The organism is Arsukibacterium sp. (genome assembly GCF_033721375.1).
Classification (GTDB): domain Bacteria; phylum Pseudomonadota; class Gammaproteobacteria; order Enterobacterales; family Alteromonadaceae; genus Alishewanella.
Genome location: NZ_JAWWAP010000009.1, coordinates 125,573 through 140,016 on the forward strand (window position 1 = coordinate 125,573; position 14,444 = coordinate 140,016).

Annotated in this window: 8 protein-coding genes and 1 pseudogene; all 9 read left to right on the top strand. The window is 50.4% G+C overall.

The window, feature by feature from the left end; translation table 11 throughout:
* The first annotated feature begins 107 nt into the window (after positions 1–107).
* On the top strand, positions 108–1,574 hold the full coding sequence (locus R3187_RS15035; protein WP_318967875.1) for a mannitol dehydrogenase family protein: 1,467 nt from the start codon (positions 108–110) through the stop codon (positions 1,572–1,574).
* The gene (gene eda / locus R3187_RS15040; RefSeq protein ID WP_318967876.1) at positions 1,574–2,230 is read left to right on the top strand and encodes a bifunctional 4-hydroxy-2-oxoglutarate aldolase/2-dehydro-3-deoxy-phosphogluconate aldolase; all 657 of its coding nucleotides are present in this window, start codon (positions 1,574–1,576) and stop codon (positions 2,228–2,230) included. Before R3187_RS15035 ends, eda begins: the two co-directional genes overlap by 1 nt.
* Before the next feature lie 10 nt (positions 2,231–2,240).
* Positions 2,241–3,197 (top strand): sugar kinase, encoded by a 957-nt coding sequence (locus R3187_RS15045; protein ID WP_318967877.1) that lies wholly within the window; start codon positions 2,241–2,243, stop codon positions 3,195–3,197.
* A 263-nt stretch (positions 3,198–3,460) separates the two neighbouring features.
* Positions 3,461–5,074: an NADP-dependent glyceraldehyde-3-phosphate dehydrogenase gene (locus tag R3187_RS15050; protein ID WP_318967878.1), complete on the top strand. Its 1,614-nt coding sequence runs from the start codon at positions 3,461–3,463 to the stop codon at positions 5,072–5,074.
* A gap of 85 nt (positions 5,075–5,159) precedes the next feature.
* A complete protein-coding gene (locus tag R3187_RS15055) occupies positions 5,160–7,952 on the top strand; it encodes an FAD-binding and (Fe-S)-binding domain-containing protein (protein WP_318967879.1) in 2,793 nt (930 codons plus the stop codon).
* A gap of 162 nt (positions 7,953–8,114) precedes the next feature.
* Positions 8,115–11,051 (top strand): response regulator, encoded by a 2,937-nt coding sequence (locus R3187_RS15060; protein ID WP_318967880.1) that lies wholly within the window; start codon positions 8,115–8,117, stop codon positions 11,049–11,051.
* Positions 11,048–11,425 (top strand): response regulator, encoded by a 378-nt coding sequence (locus R3187_RS15065; RefSeq protein ID WP_318967881.1) that lies wholly within the window; start codon positions 11,048–11,050, stop codon positions 11,423–11,425. Before R3187_RS15060 ends, R3187_RS15065 begins: the two co-directional genes overlap by 4 nt.
* A 32-nt stretch (positions 11,426–11,457) precedes the next feature.
* Positions 11,458–13,890, top strand: a complete 2,433-nt coding sequence (locus R3187_RS15070; protein ID WP_318967882.1) for an ATP-binding protein — start codon at positions 11,458–11,460, stop codon at positions 13,888–13,890.
* Between the two features lie 106 nt (positions 13,891–13,996).
* Positions 13,997–14,425 (top strand): annotated as a pseudogene (locus tag R3187_RS18810) (GAF domain-containing protein); the annotation flags it as partial.
* Positions 14,426–14,444 lie beyond the last annotated feature (19 nt).

Genomic DNA, 14,444 nt, shown 5'->3' on the forward strand with positions numbered 1-14,444 from the left:
CAAAGCGTCTGCCGCAAGGATGCGGCAGAGGAGTCTACAAGGATGTATTCACGACGTCTTTGTGTGCTGTTACTGAGTGAAGCCAAAACTTAATGGCAAAATAATCAATGAAACAACTAAACAATCAAACCCTGGCCAGCCTGCACGGCAAACTGCCGATACCCGGTTACCGGCTGGCAGAACAGCAGCCACAAATTGGTATCGTTCACATTGGCCCCGGTGCGTTTTTTCGCGGCCATCAGGCCTGGTATACCGAGCAGGCGCTGCAATTTGGTGGCGACTGGGCTATCAGCGCCGTATCTATGCGATCCCCGGATGTCAGTCAGGCTTTAAGCCCGCAAGATGGCCTCTATACCCTGGCGGTGTTGGATGCCGAGCAAAGCTATCAGGTGATTGGCTCTGTCGCGGAAGTATTAATTGCCAGCGAGCAATACCAGCAAGTGCAGGCCCGCTTAACGGCCGCCAGTACCAAATACGTGACCTTAACCATTACCGAGAAAGGCTACTGCCTGAACAATGCCGGTAAACTGGATTTAAGCCACCCGCAAATTCAGCAGGATTTAGCCGGCACAACGCAGCCGATTACCGCGGTAGGCATGTTATTCAGTGCGCTTTCGGCGCGTTACCAGGCCAATATTGCGCCTTTTTGTGTGGTTAGCTGTGACAACCTGACCGACAACGGCCATAAACTGCGCGGCGCCATTATTGCCTATGCTGAGCAAAAAGACCCTGGCGTCGCTAACTGGCTGGCCCAGCAGCTGATTTGCCCCTGCACTATGGTCGACAGTATTACCCCGGCTACCGACGATGCCATTAAAGCGCAGGTTGCCGAAGTGCTGGGCGTGCAGGATAACTGGCCGATTAAGCGCGAAGCCTTTGTGCAATGGGTGATTGAAGATATTTTACCAGCTGACCGCCCGGCGTGGCAGCAGGCCGGGGTAATTTATGCCCAGGATGTCAGTGCCTTTGAAAAAGCCAAGCTGCGGCTGTTAAACGCCCCGCACTCAACGCTGGCCTATGTCGGCAGCCTGCTCGGCTATGAAACCGTGTTTGATGCGATGCAGGATCAGCAGCTGGTCAGCTTTATTGAACAGATGATAACGGATGAGCTGATACCGTCTTTTAAGGCACCGGCTGAACTGGATGTAACCCAATACAGTCAGGATATCCTGGCGCGTTTTCGTAATCCGGCGATCCGCCATTTGCTCGCGCAAATCGCCTGGGACGGCTCACAAAAATTGCCGATGCGGATATTGCCGGCTATTACTGACAACCTGGCCAAAGGGCAGCCCATTGCTAAACTGGCCTACGCCATTGCCGCCTGGTACCGCTTTATTGTTAAGCGTTATACCGACAATGAAAAGCTGGTAGACCCGCTGGCCGACACCCTGCTGGCCGTGGCTGCCCAGTGTAGCGGCAAGGCACAAACCGATGTGCCACTATTTCTGGCGGTAGATGCCGTATTCCCGCCCGACCTTAGCTTAAACCCGGAATTTCAGCAGGCAGTGGCTACTGCCTATCAACAGATTGTTTCCCGTCAGGCCACGCCTGCGGCAGTTGCAGGAGCGCGTTAATGTCATCTTTACCTTTAGCTTTGTCAGGCGTAGTAAAAGGCCCGGCATTACTGCCTATTATTCAGGCCGATACGCCGGCGCAGGCAGTGGATATTGCCAAAGCGCTGAGTGGCGGCGGCATTGGCTCGGTTGAAGTGGTGCTTCGCACCAAAGACGCCCTGGCGGGTATTACGGCTATTCGTAAGGCACTGCCTGATTTGCTGGTGGGTGCCGGCACAATTTTATCTGCCAGCGATGCTATCGCCGCCCGGGATGCCGGGGCCCAGTTTCTGGTCAGCCCGGCCAGCACGCCAAAATTACTGGAAGCGATGATTGACTGTGGTCTGCCATTTGCGCCCGGCGTAGCTACGCCGTCTGAAATTGCGATGGCGTTTGAATATGGCCTGACCGAAGTAAAGTTTTTCCCGGCACATTTGTCCGGTGGCATTGAGATGTTAAAGGCGCTGAGCAGCATTTTTCAACAGGTGCGGTTTTGTCCTACCGGCGGCATTGGCCCGCATAATCTGGCAGATTTTCTGGCGTTGCCTAATGTGTTCGTTGCAGGTGGTACCTGGTTAACGCCAGCTGCTATGGTTAAAGCCGGGCAGTGGCAGCAAATAAGCCAGCTGGCGGCACAGGCCACTGCTATTGCCAATAAACTAAAAGCGGCCGCCTGAGGAGCATCAGATGAGTAAACGTATCGTGATTATGGGCGAATGTATGGTCGAGCTGTTTCAGCTGGTCGAAAACGTCTATCACCAGAATTTTGCCGGCGATGTGTTTAATACCGCGGTGTATTTAAAGCGCACTTGTGAAGTGCCGTTAGACGTGCAGTTTTTCACCGCAGTGGGCACTGACAGAATAAGCGACAAGCTGGTACGGGCGGTTGAGCGCGAAAAAATTGATACCAAACTGATGCTGCGCAGCAAAACAGCCCGTCCCGGCCTGTATATGATTAATACCGATGCTTTTGGTGAGCGCAGCTTTGTTTACTGGCGTGACAACTCTGCCGCCAAACAGGTTATGCAGTGTTATACGGCGCAAAGTAACTACGAGGCGCTTAAAGGCTGCGATATGTTTTATTTCTCGGGGATTACCCTGGCGATTTTATCCGATGCGGACCGTACTACCTTATTTACTCTGGTAGAGCAGTTAAAGCAGGATGGCAGCCAGATTGTGTTTGACCCTAATTACCGCCCGGCGCTGTGGCCCAATGCCAATACTGCTAAAGCGGCCTTTGTTCAGGCGTACCGTTTAGCCGATATCGCCTTACCGGGGCTGGATGATCATAAAGTGCTGTTTGACGCTGAGCGCACCGATCAGGTGGTGGAGCAGCTGACCGAGTTGGGCGTGGCTGAAATTATTGTTAAAGACGGCAAAAACGGCATTAACGGCCGCTTTGAGCAAGAATGCTTTAGCGCCATGGCCCATCCGGTAAAAAAAGTGGTCGATACCACTGCTGCCGGTGATTCCTTTAATGGAGGTTACTTAGCTGCCCGCCTCGGTGGTATAGCGCCGCAGCAGGCGGTGAAGTTTGCCGCCCGCCTGGCGGGCTTTGTGGTAGAGCATACCGGTGCCATTGTTAGTAAAGAACATTTTAACGGCTTCTGGGCCAAGCACCGGCCATCCAGTTTTGTGAAGTGAAAAAAAAGCTTTTTCCGGCATCACTTCGAACGATTGGCGTGTCGTCGAATTATCAAAGCGAAGCAGCTAAGGGTATAGCAAAGCGTCTGCCGCAGGGAAGCGGCAGAGGAGTCTACAGGGAAGTATTCACGACGTCTTTGCGTTCCCTTAGCTGTGAAGCCTGCAACCAAAATTAAACAAAAAGATCCAGCAAAAGCCGGACGAGCGATACATCTGACCCTGACTAACAACCAAGGCAATATTATTGTTAGAAGGAGCAACGCATGAGTTTAGCAACACTTTTTCCGCAAGCGGCCGACATACCGGCGCAGTTTGCCCACAACGCCCTGATCACCCAGCGCGAATACCTGATTAACGGCGAACTGTTAAGCTGGCAGGGTGAGCTGAGTCCGGTACTTAGCCCAGTGCACATTCGTGATGGCGACAGGCTGACCCAGGTAGTGCTGGGCCACACGCCATTGCTGGACGAACAGGCCGCTTTAACCGCACTGGATTCTGCGGTCAATGCCTACAAACTAGGCCGCGGTGCCTGGCCCGGCATGCCGGTGCTGGAGCGGATCCAGCATGTTGAAAAGTTTCTGGGTTTAATGCAGTTGCAGCGCGACGAAGTGGTGCGGTTGCTGATGTGGGAAATCGGCAAGCCTTATGCCGATGCGGCTAAGGAATTTGACCGCACCTGCGATTATATTCGCGACACCATTGCCGCCTTAAAGCAGCAGGACCGCGACGCCAGCCATTTTATTATTGAGCAGGGCAGCCTGGGCAAAATCCGCCGGGTGCCGGTGGGCGTGGCGCTGTGTATGGGGCCGTTTAATTATCCGCTGAATGAAACCTTCACTACCCTTATTCCGGCGTTAATTATGGGTAACACCGTGATTTTTAAACCGGCCAAATATGGCGTGCTACTTATTCAGCCGTTACTGCAGGCCTTTTTACAAAGCTTCCCGGCCGGGGTTATTAATATTATCTATGGCCGTGGCCGCGAAACCGTCGGTGCACTGATGGCCAGTGGCAAAATTGATGTATTTGCTTTTATCGGTACCAACAAAGGCGCCAGCGATTTAAAGCGGATGCACCCCAAACCCCACTGTTTGCGGGCAGTGCTGGGGCTGGATGCGAAAAACCCGGCCATTGTGCTGGCCGATGCGGATATGAACCGAACCGTTAAAGAATGTGTCGCCGGCAGCTTGTCGTTTAATGGCCAGCGCTGCACCGCGTTAAAAATTCTGTTTGTTCAGCGCAGCATTGCGGATGAGTTTGTCAGCAAATTAACCGAGGCAGTATCGGCATTGACCGCAGGCATGCCATGGCAGGCCGGTGTAACCATTACCCCGCTGCCAGAGCCCGGCAAAACCGGTTTTTTAACTGAATTGCTTGAAGATGCACTGGGTAAAGGCGCCAAACTGCAAAACCCGGACGGTGGCCAAACTGTCGCGTCGTTCTTTCAGCCGGCCGTGCTGTATCCGGTTAGCAGCGATATGCGCTTATACAGCGAGGAGCAATTCGGGCCACTGGTGCCGGTCGTGCCTTTCGATGATATCAGCGAAGTGATTGACTATGTGGTGAACTCCAATTTTGGCCAGCAGCTGAGTATTTTTGGCCAGGACCCGCAACAAGTCGGCGAGCTGGTCGATATTTTTGCCAATCAGGTCGGGCGTATTAATATCAACAGCCAGTGTCAGCGCGGCCCCGACAGCTTCCCGTTTAATGGCCGTAAAGACTCTGCCGAAGGCACCTTATCGGTGGTCGATGCGCTGCGCCAATTCTCCACCCCGAGTCTGGTCGCCGCTAAATATCAGGATAGCGATGTTGACTTTGTCAGACAAATGGTTAAAGCCCGCAGCTCACACTTTTTAGCAACGGACTTTTTGTTTTGATTTTTTCAGTAAAACTGGCTATGCCTTATGCTCCGGGCATAGCCAAAACAGCCAAAACCTGATATCACGTAAGCTAATTATAGTTTTGAGACGTTTTGCTGTGGCATTACCTGTTGCATTCCAAAAAGCTGCTAAACAGCTGATCCCGGCTGAGCGCTATTTTGACGATCCTATCGCTACGTTAGCTTATGGTACCGACGCCAGCTTTTATCGCCTGTTACCCAAACTGGTGCTGCGGGTAGAATCTGAGGCCGAGGTGGTAACACTGCTGAAACTGGCAAATCAGCATAAGGTGGCTATTACCTTTCGGGCGGCGGGTACCAGTTTATCCGGCCAGGCAGTGACCGACTCGGTGCTGCTGGTATTGGGTGAAAACTGGCAGCAACGTGAGGTGCGTGGTCTGGGTGAGCAAATCCGCTTGCAACCCGGGGTAATTGGCGCAGCGGCCAATAGTGTTCTGACAAAGTTTCAGCGCAAAATCGGCCCTGATCCGGCATCAATTAACAGCTGCAAAATTGGTGGTATTGTCGCCAATAATGCCAGTGGTATGTGTTGCGGTACTGCCCACAACAGCTTTAATACCCTGGCCGCGATGCGGCTGGTGCTGTTCGATGGCACGGTGCTGGATACCGAAGACAGCGACAGTGTCGCATCTTTTAGGCAAAGCCATGCCAGCTTGCTGGCCGATTTGGCATTGCTGGCAGAGCAAACCCGGCAGGACGAAGAACTCTGCGCCAAAATCCGCCATAAATACCGTTTAAAAAACACCACGGGTTTTTCGCTGAATGCGCTAACCGAATTTACTGATCCGATTGATATTCTCATTCATTTAATGGTCGGCTCTGAGGGCTGCCTCGGTTTTATCAGTGCGGTAACCTATAACACGGTGCCGGACTATCCGCACCGGGCAAGTGGCCTGCTGGTGTTCCCCTCGGTTAACGAGTGCTGTCAGGCTGTGCCAGTATTAAAGCAGCTGCCGGTATCGGCGGTGGAGCTGCTCGACCGGCGCAGTTTACGCTCGGTCGAGCATAAAGCGGGTATGCCAGAATGGGTTAAGCAGGTATCTGAGGGGGCCTGCGCCTTACTGATTGAAAGTACCGCGGTATCCGCCAAGGTATTACAGCAGCAGCTTGCTGAGCTTCGTGCGGTTGTGCAGGGCTTTACCCTGGAGCAGCAGGTAGATTTCAGTACTGATCCGAAAGTCTATAACCAGCTTTGGGCCATTCGCAAAGGCACCTTTCCGGCGGTGGGTGCAGTACGCGAGACCGGCACGACGGTGATTATTGAAGATGTCACCTTTGAGCTTTCGCAGCTGGCCGCTGGCGTGGCCCGACTGCAGCAGTTATTTGCTAAATACCGCTATGATGAAGCGATAATTTTTGGTCATGCTTTAGAGGGCAATCTGCATTTTGTGTTTACCCAGGGCTTTGATGACCCGGCTGAAGTTAAGCGCTACGCCAGCTTTATGCAGGAGGTGACGCAGCTGGTGGCGGTCGAATTTGGCGGCTCGCTTAAAGCCGAGCATGGCACCGGAAGGAATATGGCCCCCTTTGTTGAGCTGGAATGGGGACAGGCTGCCTATCAGCTGATGTGGCGGTTGAAAAAGCTGCTGGACCCGGAGCATATTCTTAACCCGGACGTGGTACTCAGTAATAACCCGCAATTGCATTTGCAGAATTTAAAACCGTTGCCTGCGACTAATCCACTGGTCGATAAATGCATTGAGTGCGGTTTTTGCGAGCCGGTTTGCCCGTCGCGTAATTTAACCCTGACCCCGCGCCAGCGCATTGTCACGCAGCGGGAGATTTCACGGCTGCAGGCAACGGGCGAGGATGCAGTGCGGCTGAAGGCACTAAATAAAGCCTATCAGTATGCCGGTAATGATACCTGTGCGGCCTGCGGTATGTGCAGCACCGCTTGCCCGGTTGGCATTAACACCGGCGATTTAACCCGGCAGCTTCGCGCTGAAAACAACCGTCGCTGGCAGGGGCTGGCAACCTTTTTGGCCCGGCATTTTGCCGCGGTAAGCGCTATGGCACGCTTTGGCCTTAACACAGGGCAGCACTTGGCTAAGATGTTACCCGGCTGGCACCGTGCCATGCCCACTGCTATGCCCACCGCCATAGCCACTGCTACGCCCAATGTTAAGCGTGCTGCATTACATAAAAAAAATCCGGCGCTTAAGCCTGTTATCTATCTGGCCAGTTGCAGCAGCCGGGTGATGGCGCCACAGGCTAATAGTCAGGACAGCCGCAGCCTGATGCAGGTAAGTACTGACTTACTGGCCAAAGCCGGTTATCAGCTGATCACAGCGCCCGGGCTGGCTGAGCAATGCTGTGGCATGCCGTTTTTATCAAAAGGTCAGCTTGCTGCCGCTGAACTTAAGCAAACCGCGCTCAACCAGTGGTTGCTGCAAACCAGTAATTGGGGTCAGATCCCGATTTATTCCGACAGCAGCCCCTGCAGCTTAACCCTGCAGGGCAAGCTGGACCCACGCCTGACAATCATCGATAGCGTCGATTTTCTGTATCAGCAGGTACTGCCAAAGCTGAGCATAACGCCACAGTCAGAGCCGGTCGCGCTGCATATCAGTTGCAGTGCCAGTCAGTTAGGGCAGGCGGCAACGCTTAAGCAATTAACAGCTGCCTGCACTGGTCAGGTGGTGATCCCTGAAGGGATCAGCTGTTGCGGCTTTGCCGGCGACAAAGGCTTTTTGCTGCCAGAGCTTAATGCCTCAGCCTTGTCCGGGCTAGCTGCTCAGGTAAGTAAGTGCTCACGGGGGGTGTCGACCAGCCGCACCTGTGAAATTGGCCTTTCGCAACATAGTGGCATCGAGTATCAGCATCTGGTGTATTTGCTGGATAAGTGCGCGCGGTAAAATGATGTTACCCGGCGGAAGGGTCTGGCTGCCGGCAAACCAGTGGCTTTGTAACAACTCAGCTGAAGGTAAAGGCTTTCTCGTTTACAAATTTAAACTTTTCTTGCATCGCACCCGCAAATAACTAATGCTGCAAGTGACAGAATATCAGGAGACAGTAAGTTGACAGACTCTGACCAGCAAAACAGTAACGTTACTAAAAGCTACGTAATTGCCGCCCTGATGATCCTGATTACTTTTCTGCTGGCTGCCTGGTTTGCCAATACGCAGCGGGCAAGTCACTTTCAGTCACGACTTAACGACTTTCAGCTGCTGCAATTGACAAAGCAACAATTGCTACAACAGGAAGCTGAACGGAAACTTGAATTAGCCGTCGATCTTATTGCTGCTGATCCAACACTTCAGCAGCTTTTGCTGCAAGCTGCTGAACGCTATCAGCAACAGGGTCCCCGGGCCGATCTTAGCGCAATTCGCCAGCAACTTTTACCAATACTTAATGGTTACTGGCAAAAAGTTACGCTGTATGGCGCCAGTCAGTTACACCTGCATCTGGCGCCGGATGCTTTTACCTTGCTGCGTGCTCATCGTCCGGAACGCCATAGTGACAGCTTAATAAGTATCCGGCCGCTGGTGATGCACAGCTTAACCAGCGCTACCCGGGTAACCGGAACAGAACTTGGCCGGCATGGCTTAAGCCTGCGAGCGGTGGTGCCGGTGTTTAATAGTCAGCAGGATGTGCAGGCCGCTATTGAGCTTGGATTTGATTTGCAATCCGTTTTTGCCTCTCGTCAGCAATACTATGCGACAAGTGAGGCCTCTGCCGGCGATTTGGTCAAAGAAGCCCGGCAGGGAATGGTACTACTGGTTAAACCCACAATGACGACGGCTCTTTATGATGATGTCAGAGCAAAATGGCTGACTTCAGCGCTCTGGGACAGTCCTTCCCCGTCAGATATGCTGCAATTCTGGTTGAACAATAAGCGGATACCAGAAAATGTCAGTAGCCCACAGCAGCTTATCTTAGACTTTAATGAAAGAACTTTTGCTGTGTCATTACTACCATGGCCGGTGTGGGGGCAATATAACCAGCAAAACGGACAACTAGTCAGTCTGAGCTGGCACGATATTAGTACCCAGGTGAATGCACAACAGCGAACAGATAAGATTATCTGGCTGATTTGGCTGGCTGCCTGTCTGAGTATGTTGTTTCTGGTGGTTTTGCTTGTCACATTTTTGCGACGCCAGGCCCGGCGGGAAGTATCACAGCAACAAAAACTGGTTAAGCAATCAGAGCAAAAGTTGTCTGCGTTATATCAGTTATCGCCACTGCCTATTTTATTAAACCGGTTTAGTGATGGGGCTTTTGTTGAGGCGAATCCGGCGATGGAGAAACTTACCGGCTATTCACTGGCTGAAGTAAAGCAGTTAAGTTATTGGGACCTGACCCCGGAGCGATATGCTGCTGCCGAGCAGGAGCAGCTTAACGCACTGACAGAATACGGCCGTTATGGCCCTTATATTAAGCAGTACCGTCATAAAAACGGCGAGCTGATAGATATCGAGCTCAATGGTGTGCTGTTTAGTGATGATCGCGATGAAAAGTTTATCTGGACTATTATTTCCGACATTCGTGAGCTTAAACGGCTCGAAAAACTCAAAGAAGACTTTGTCTCAACCGTCAGCCACGAACTGAGAACACCGCTAACGTCAATTGGTGGTTCGCTGGGGTTAGTTTTAGGTGGTATCGGCGGGGAATTGAGCCCGAAGACCGAAAAACTGCTGCGGATTGCCCATAAAAATAGTCAGCGCTTAAATTTATTGATAAACGATTTGCTGGATATTGAAAAGTTGGCAGCAGGCAAAATGCGCTTTGACGAAGCACCGGTTTTGTTGCCAAAACTGTTACATGATGCAATTGAACACAACCAGCCCTATGCCAGACAGCTTGATATCGTACTGAGCCTGGGTAGCGTACCTGAAGTGCAGATTTTTGTTGATGCCGCCCGCATCCAGCAGGTGTTAACTAACTTTTTATCAAACGCGATTAAGTTTTCCCGGGCCAACACAGAGGTTGTGTTAGCGGCAGAACAAATTGCAGAGCGTGTCCGGATCTCTGTACAGGATCAGGGGCCGGGCATTACTCCAGACAATCAGCAGCATTTGTTTCAGCGCTTTTCACAATTAGAGTTGACCTCGGGCCGGGCAAAATCAGGTACCGGTTTGGGGCTGGCTATCAGCCGGGAAATAGCGCGGCAATCCGGTGGTGAGGTAGGCGTCAGCTCCACACCTGGCGTTGGCGCGACGTTCTGGCTGGAACTACCGTTATACCAGGCAGCGTCGTCTGTAAACAGCGAAGATGCCATTCTGGTGATTGAGGACGACATTGACACCGCTCATTTATTATGTGAATTTTTAAAGTCTGAGCACTACCAAACTGACTGGGCGGCAGATAGTAAAACGGCTTGGCAGAAAATGACGGAACGAAAATATGCCGCCATTACTCTCGATCTGAAATTGCAAAACGAAAATGGAGCCGACTTTTTTCTGCGGCTGCGGGACAATCCGGCTACCGCTGATTTGCCTGTGTTAATTATTTCGGCTCATGTTGAACAAGGTAAGCTGCAGCTGGCCGCATTAGCCAATGCTATCGACTGGATAGAAAAGCCAGTCAGCCCTGAAATGCTCAGTTTGAAGCTGGGACAGTTATTAAGTCAGTTGCCTTTTCAGGATCGTAATCATCGCATTTTGCATGTTGAAGATGACAGCGATATTGTTACTATCATGCGATTACAGTTAGAAAATCAATGCGAATATCAGTCAGTAGCCACGTTATCCGGTGCCAGATCACTATTAGCAACCGAACGCTTTGATTTAATTCTGCTTGATTTAGGGTTGCCGGATGGTCATGGCATCAGTTTACTTGCAACAATTGCGGAAACGCAGGGCGATATTCCTGTTGTCATTTTTTCTGCCCAGCAAGTGAGTATTGAAAATAAACTAAAAGTGCAGGCCGTATTTAGCAAAAGCCGGATTAATACCGGATTATTAGCCAAATATCTTAAGAAAATCGTTAATGATGATGATGGAATAAACCAATGACCTTACAACGGGTAATGCATGTAGAAGATGATGAGTCTATCCGGACTGTGGCAGAAATTGCCCTGGTTGATGTGGCCGGCTTTACATTATTAAGTTGCGACAGCGGTCAGAGTGCGTTGGCGCAGGCTGAAGCTTTCGCGCCGCAGTTGATTTTGCTGGATGTGATGATGCCACAGATGGATGGCCTGCAAACACTGGCTGCGTTGCGGCAGCTGCCTACACTTCGAAATACGCCAGTGGTGTTTATGACCGCAAAAATTCAGCAAGCTGAAAAGCAGCGCTATTTAGATGCAGGCGCCATTGGTATTATTGAAAAACCATTTGAGCCTATGCAGCTGGGCGATATGTTGCGTCGTCTCTATCAGAAACAATAACATTTCAGCGCCCGGGTTCGAGGGTAAGCATTATGCTTTTTGCTTTTAAGCAACATATCAACACCAAACCCCGCTTTTGGTATCTGTTGTTGGGTCTTTTTCTGATAGCAGCTGTGGGGTTAAATTTCACCAGGCTGCCACTGTTTTTTAGTGTAGAGTTTATCTTTGGTTCTGCTTTTGCGGTATTGGCGCTGTTAGTATTGGGGCGCACCGCTGCAGTTCTGGTCGGCCTTGCTGCTGCTGCAGTAACATTATTTATCTGGGGCCACCCCTACGCCTTTCTGGTTTTTTCAGCTGAAATTATCTGGCTATGCTGGCGCTGGCGCTCGGATAAAGGCCTTATATTGGTGCAACAGGACCTGCTGTTCTGGATACTTATTGGCGTGCCAGCGGTAACGTTATTTTACTCCTTTGGGCTGAATATAAACTGGCAGGCGGCATTACTTATCGCGCTAAAGCAAATGACTAATGGCGTGTTTAATACGTTGCTGGCCAGTTTACTGATAGTGCTGCTGCAATCCCGGGGCTGGAGCTCACGCTTTTTGGCTCTGCCGTTAATTAGCTTACGTCAGCTGTTATTTCATATTTTGATTGCATTAACGCTATTTGCTGGCTGTGTGCCTTTACTGTTAGACGCCCGCAAGCTGCAGGCGGAGTATACGCAAAGTGTCGAACAACGGCTGCGATTAGTCGCTGATACATTGCAAAAACAACTTAAATTGCAGGCTCAGTCTAAATCCGCAAACGCTGCCAATATATCCAATTTATTGAACACTACGTTACCTGACGCAAGTGCTGGAGTAGTGGTGTTTAACGACAATGGCAATGCGCTTAGTAGTGCCGGCACAATAGCAAGTTTGGACCTGGTCAATGTCAGTGTACCTGATACTGGTTTCTTTCACTGGCAGCCTGAAGGGGTTTCGCCATTACTAAAGCGCTGGCGGCAAAGTCGGTATATCCTGGTGCTTTATCCATCTGACTTACCAAGTGTTAGTGCTATTGCTATAGAGCAAAGCGCAACCGGGGTAATGGCCAAACTCGAGCATGACAGCGCCAGGCAGTTAATTTTATTAGTTAGCTTTTTATTGTTGGTTACTATTGTTGCTAACTGGCTAAGTAAAGCAATAAGTGTACCTTTACATCGTCTGGCGTTGGTCAGCGAAAAGCTGAAAACACAGATTGCCGCCGGAAACCACACAGATATCCCAGCAAGTAATGTTGCAGAATACCATAGCCTTGGACGCAGCCTGAGCGCAATGAGCAATGAGCTGTTGCAGGCATTTATCATGAGTAAAGCAAATGAGTCTGAGTTATCACGCCAAGTGGCCGAGCGCACGTTACAGTTGCAGCAAAGTAATAGTCAGCTTGAAGCGATATTGGCAGCCGCGTCGGACTTTTCGATAATTGCGACCGCGCCAGACGGTATAATTACCTATTTCAGTTTTGGCGCTGAAAAATTACTGGGCTACCGCGCCGAAGAGTTAATAAACAAAGAAACGCCGGCGTTATTACATGTGGCTGAAGAAGTTGAGCAAAGAGCGTTACAATTAACCTGGGAATTGCAGCAACCTGTCACTGGCTTTCAGGCTTTTGTGGTGGTAGCGGAGCAACAAGGTAGTGAAAGCCGGGAATGGCATTATGTGCGTAAAGATGGTCAGAAGGTGTTGGTGCAGCTGACTGTAACGCCTATTATTGATGCAAACAATACTATTAGCGGTTATCTGGGTATCGCCAAAGATATCTCAGAGCGCAAACGAAATGAAAAGCTAAAAAATGAATTTATTTCTACCGTCAGCCATGAATTACGCACGCCGTTAACTTCTGTTTATGGTTCATTAAGAATAGTGAACTCCGGGGTGTTGGCTGAGCTACCGCCTAAAGTGCTGAAACTGTTGCAGGTGGCAGAAGCAAATAGCCAACGTTTAACGGTGTTGATTAATGACTTACTTGACATGGAAAAGCTGTTAGCCGGTAAAGTGCAGTTAAATCTGCAGCAGCAGCCGCTGACACCGTTAGTGCAAGAAGCGTTACAGTCGATTCAAGGCTATGCTGACCAGTTTCAGGTAAAGCTAACAGCCGATTTAGCGACTACGGCTATCTATGCTAACGTCGACGCTGCACGGGTTATCCAGATTTTGCATAACTTGCTGTCCAATGCTATTAAATTTTCAACAGAAGGTTCCACGGTGGTAGTGAGGTTATATCAGCTGCCGGATCAGGTTAAGATTGAAGTAATTGACCAGGGCCTGGGTATACCGGATGACTTTAAATCGAGAATTTTTGAGCGTTTTTCACAAAGTGATGCTGCCAGTAATCGTCAGCATGGCGGTACTGGCCTTGGCCTGGCAATTAGCAAAGAATTAGCAATAAAAATGGGCGCAGATATTGGTTTTAATTCTACCCAAGGCAGCGGGTCAACCTTTTGGCTTACTTTTGCACAAACTGTTGCTGAGCAGGCCGATTGAATGGATATAACATGGCACCATAACTTCAAGAGTAGCGCTTATGCAGCCACCTGAAAAACCAGAAAATGAAGTGCAGAGATTAGCTGCATTATTTGGTTCAGCACTTTTGGACACTGAGGCTGAACCCAGGTTTGATCGTATAACCAGCCTGGTGCAGCAATGCCTGGGGACAGAAATAGTCCTTATTTCGCTGGTAGACAAGAATCGGCAGTGGTTTAAGTCTCGTCAGGGGGTAGCGGCCTGTGAGACTGACCGGGATATCTCATTTTGTGGTCATGCTATTTTAAACGATGATATTTTCGAAGTTTCTGATGCGATTAACGACAAAAGGTTTGCCGATAACCCGTTGGTTACCACTGCGCCCTTTATTCGTTTTTACGCCGGCGCACCGCTGTATTTTAAAGGCCAGCGCATTGGTACCTTATGTATTATTGACCCTAAGCCTCGTCAGTTAAGCGAGCTTGAGCGGCGAATGTTGCGCCAGTTTGCTGATGTGATTGAGCAAGAAATTACCGACAGGCTGCAACAGCAAGCACATCAGCAACTGGCTGCCA

Excerpts from the sequence above, each read along its gene's own strand:
- R3187_RS15035 (WP_318967875.1), top strand. The coding sequence starts at position 108 with ATGAAACAACTAAACAATCAAACCCTGGCCAGCCTGCACGGCAAACTG.
- eda (WP_318967876.1), top strand. The coding sequence starts at position 1,574 with ATGTCATCTTTACCTTTAGCTTTGTCAGGCGTAGTAAAAGGCCCGGCA.
- R3187_RS15045 (WP_318967877.1), top strand. The coding sequence starts at position 2,241 with ATGAGTAAACGTATCGTGATTATGGGCGAATGTATGGTCGAGCTGTTT.
- R3187_RS15050 (WP_318967878.1), top strand. The coding sequence starts at position 3,461 with ATGAGTTTAGCAACACTTTTTCCGCAAGCGGCCGACATACCGGCGCAG.
- R3187_RS15065 (WP_318967881.1), top strand. The coding sequence starts at position 11,048 with ATGACCTTACAACGGGTAATGCATGTAGAAGATGATGAGTCTATCCGG.
- R3187_RS15070 (WP_318967882.1), top strand. The coding sequence starts at position 11,458 with ATGCTTTTTGCTTTTAAGCAACATATCAACACCAAACCCCGCTTTTGG.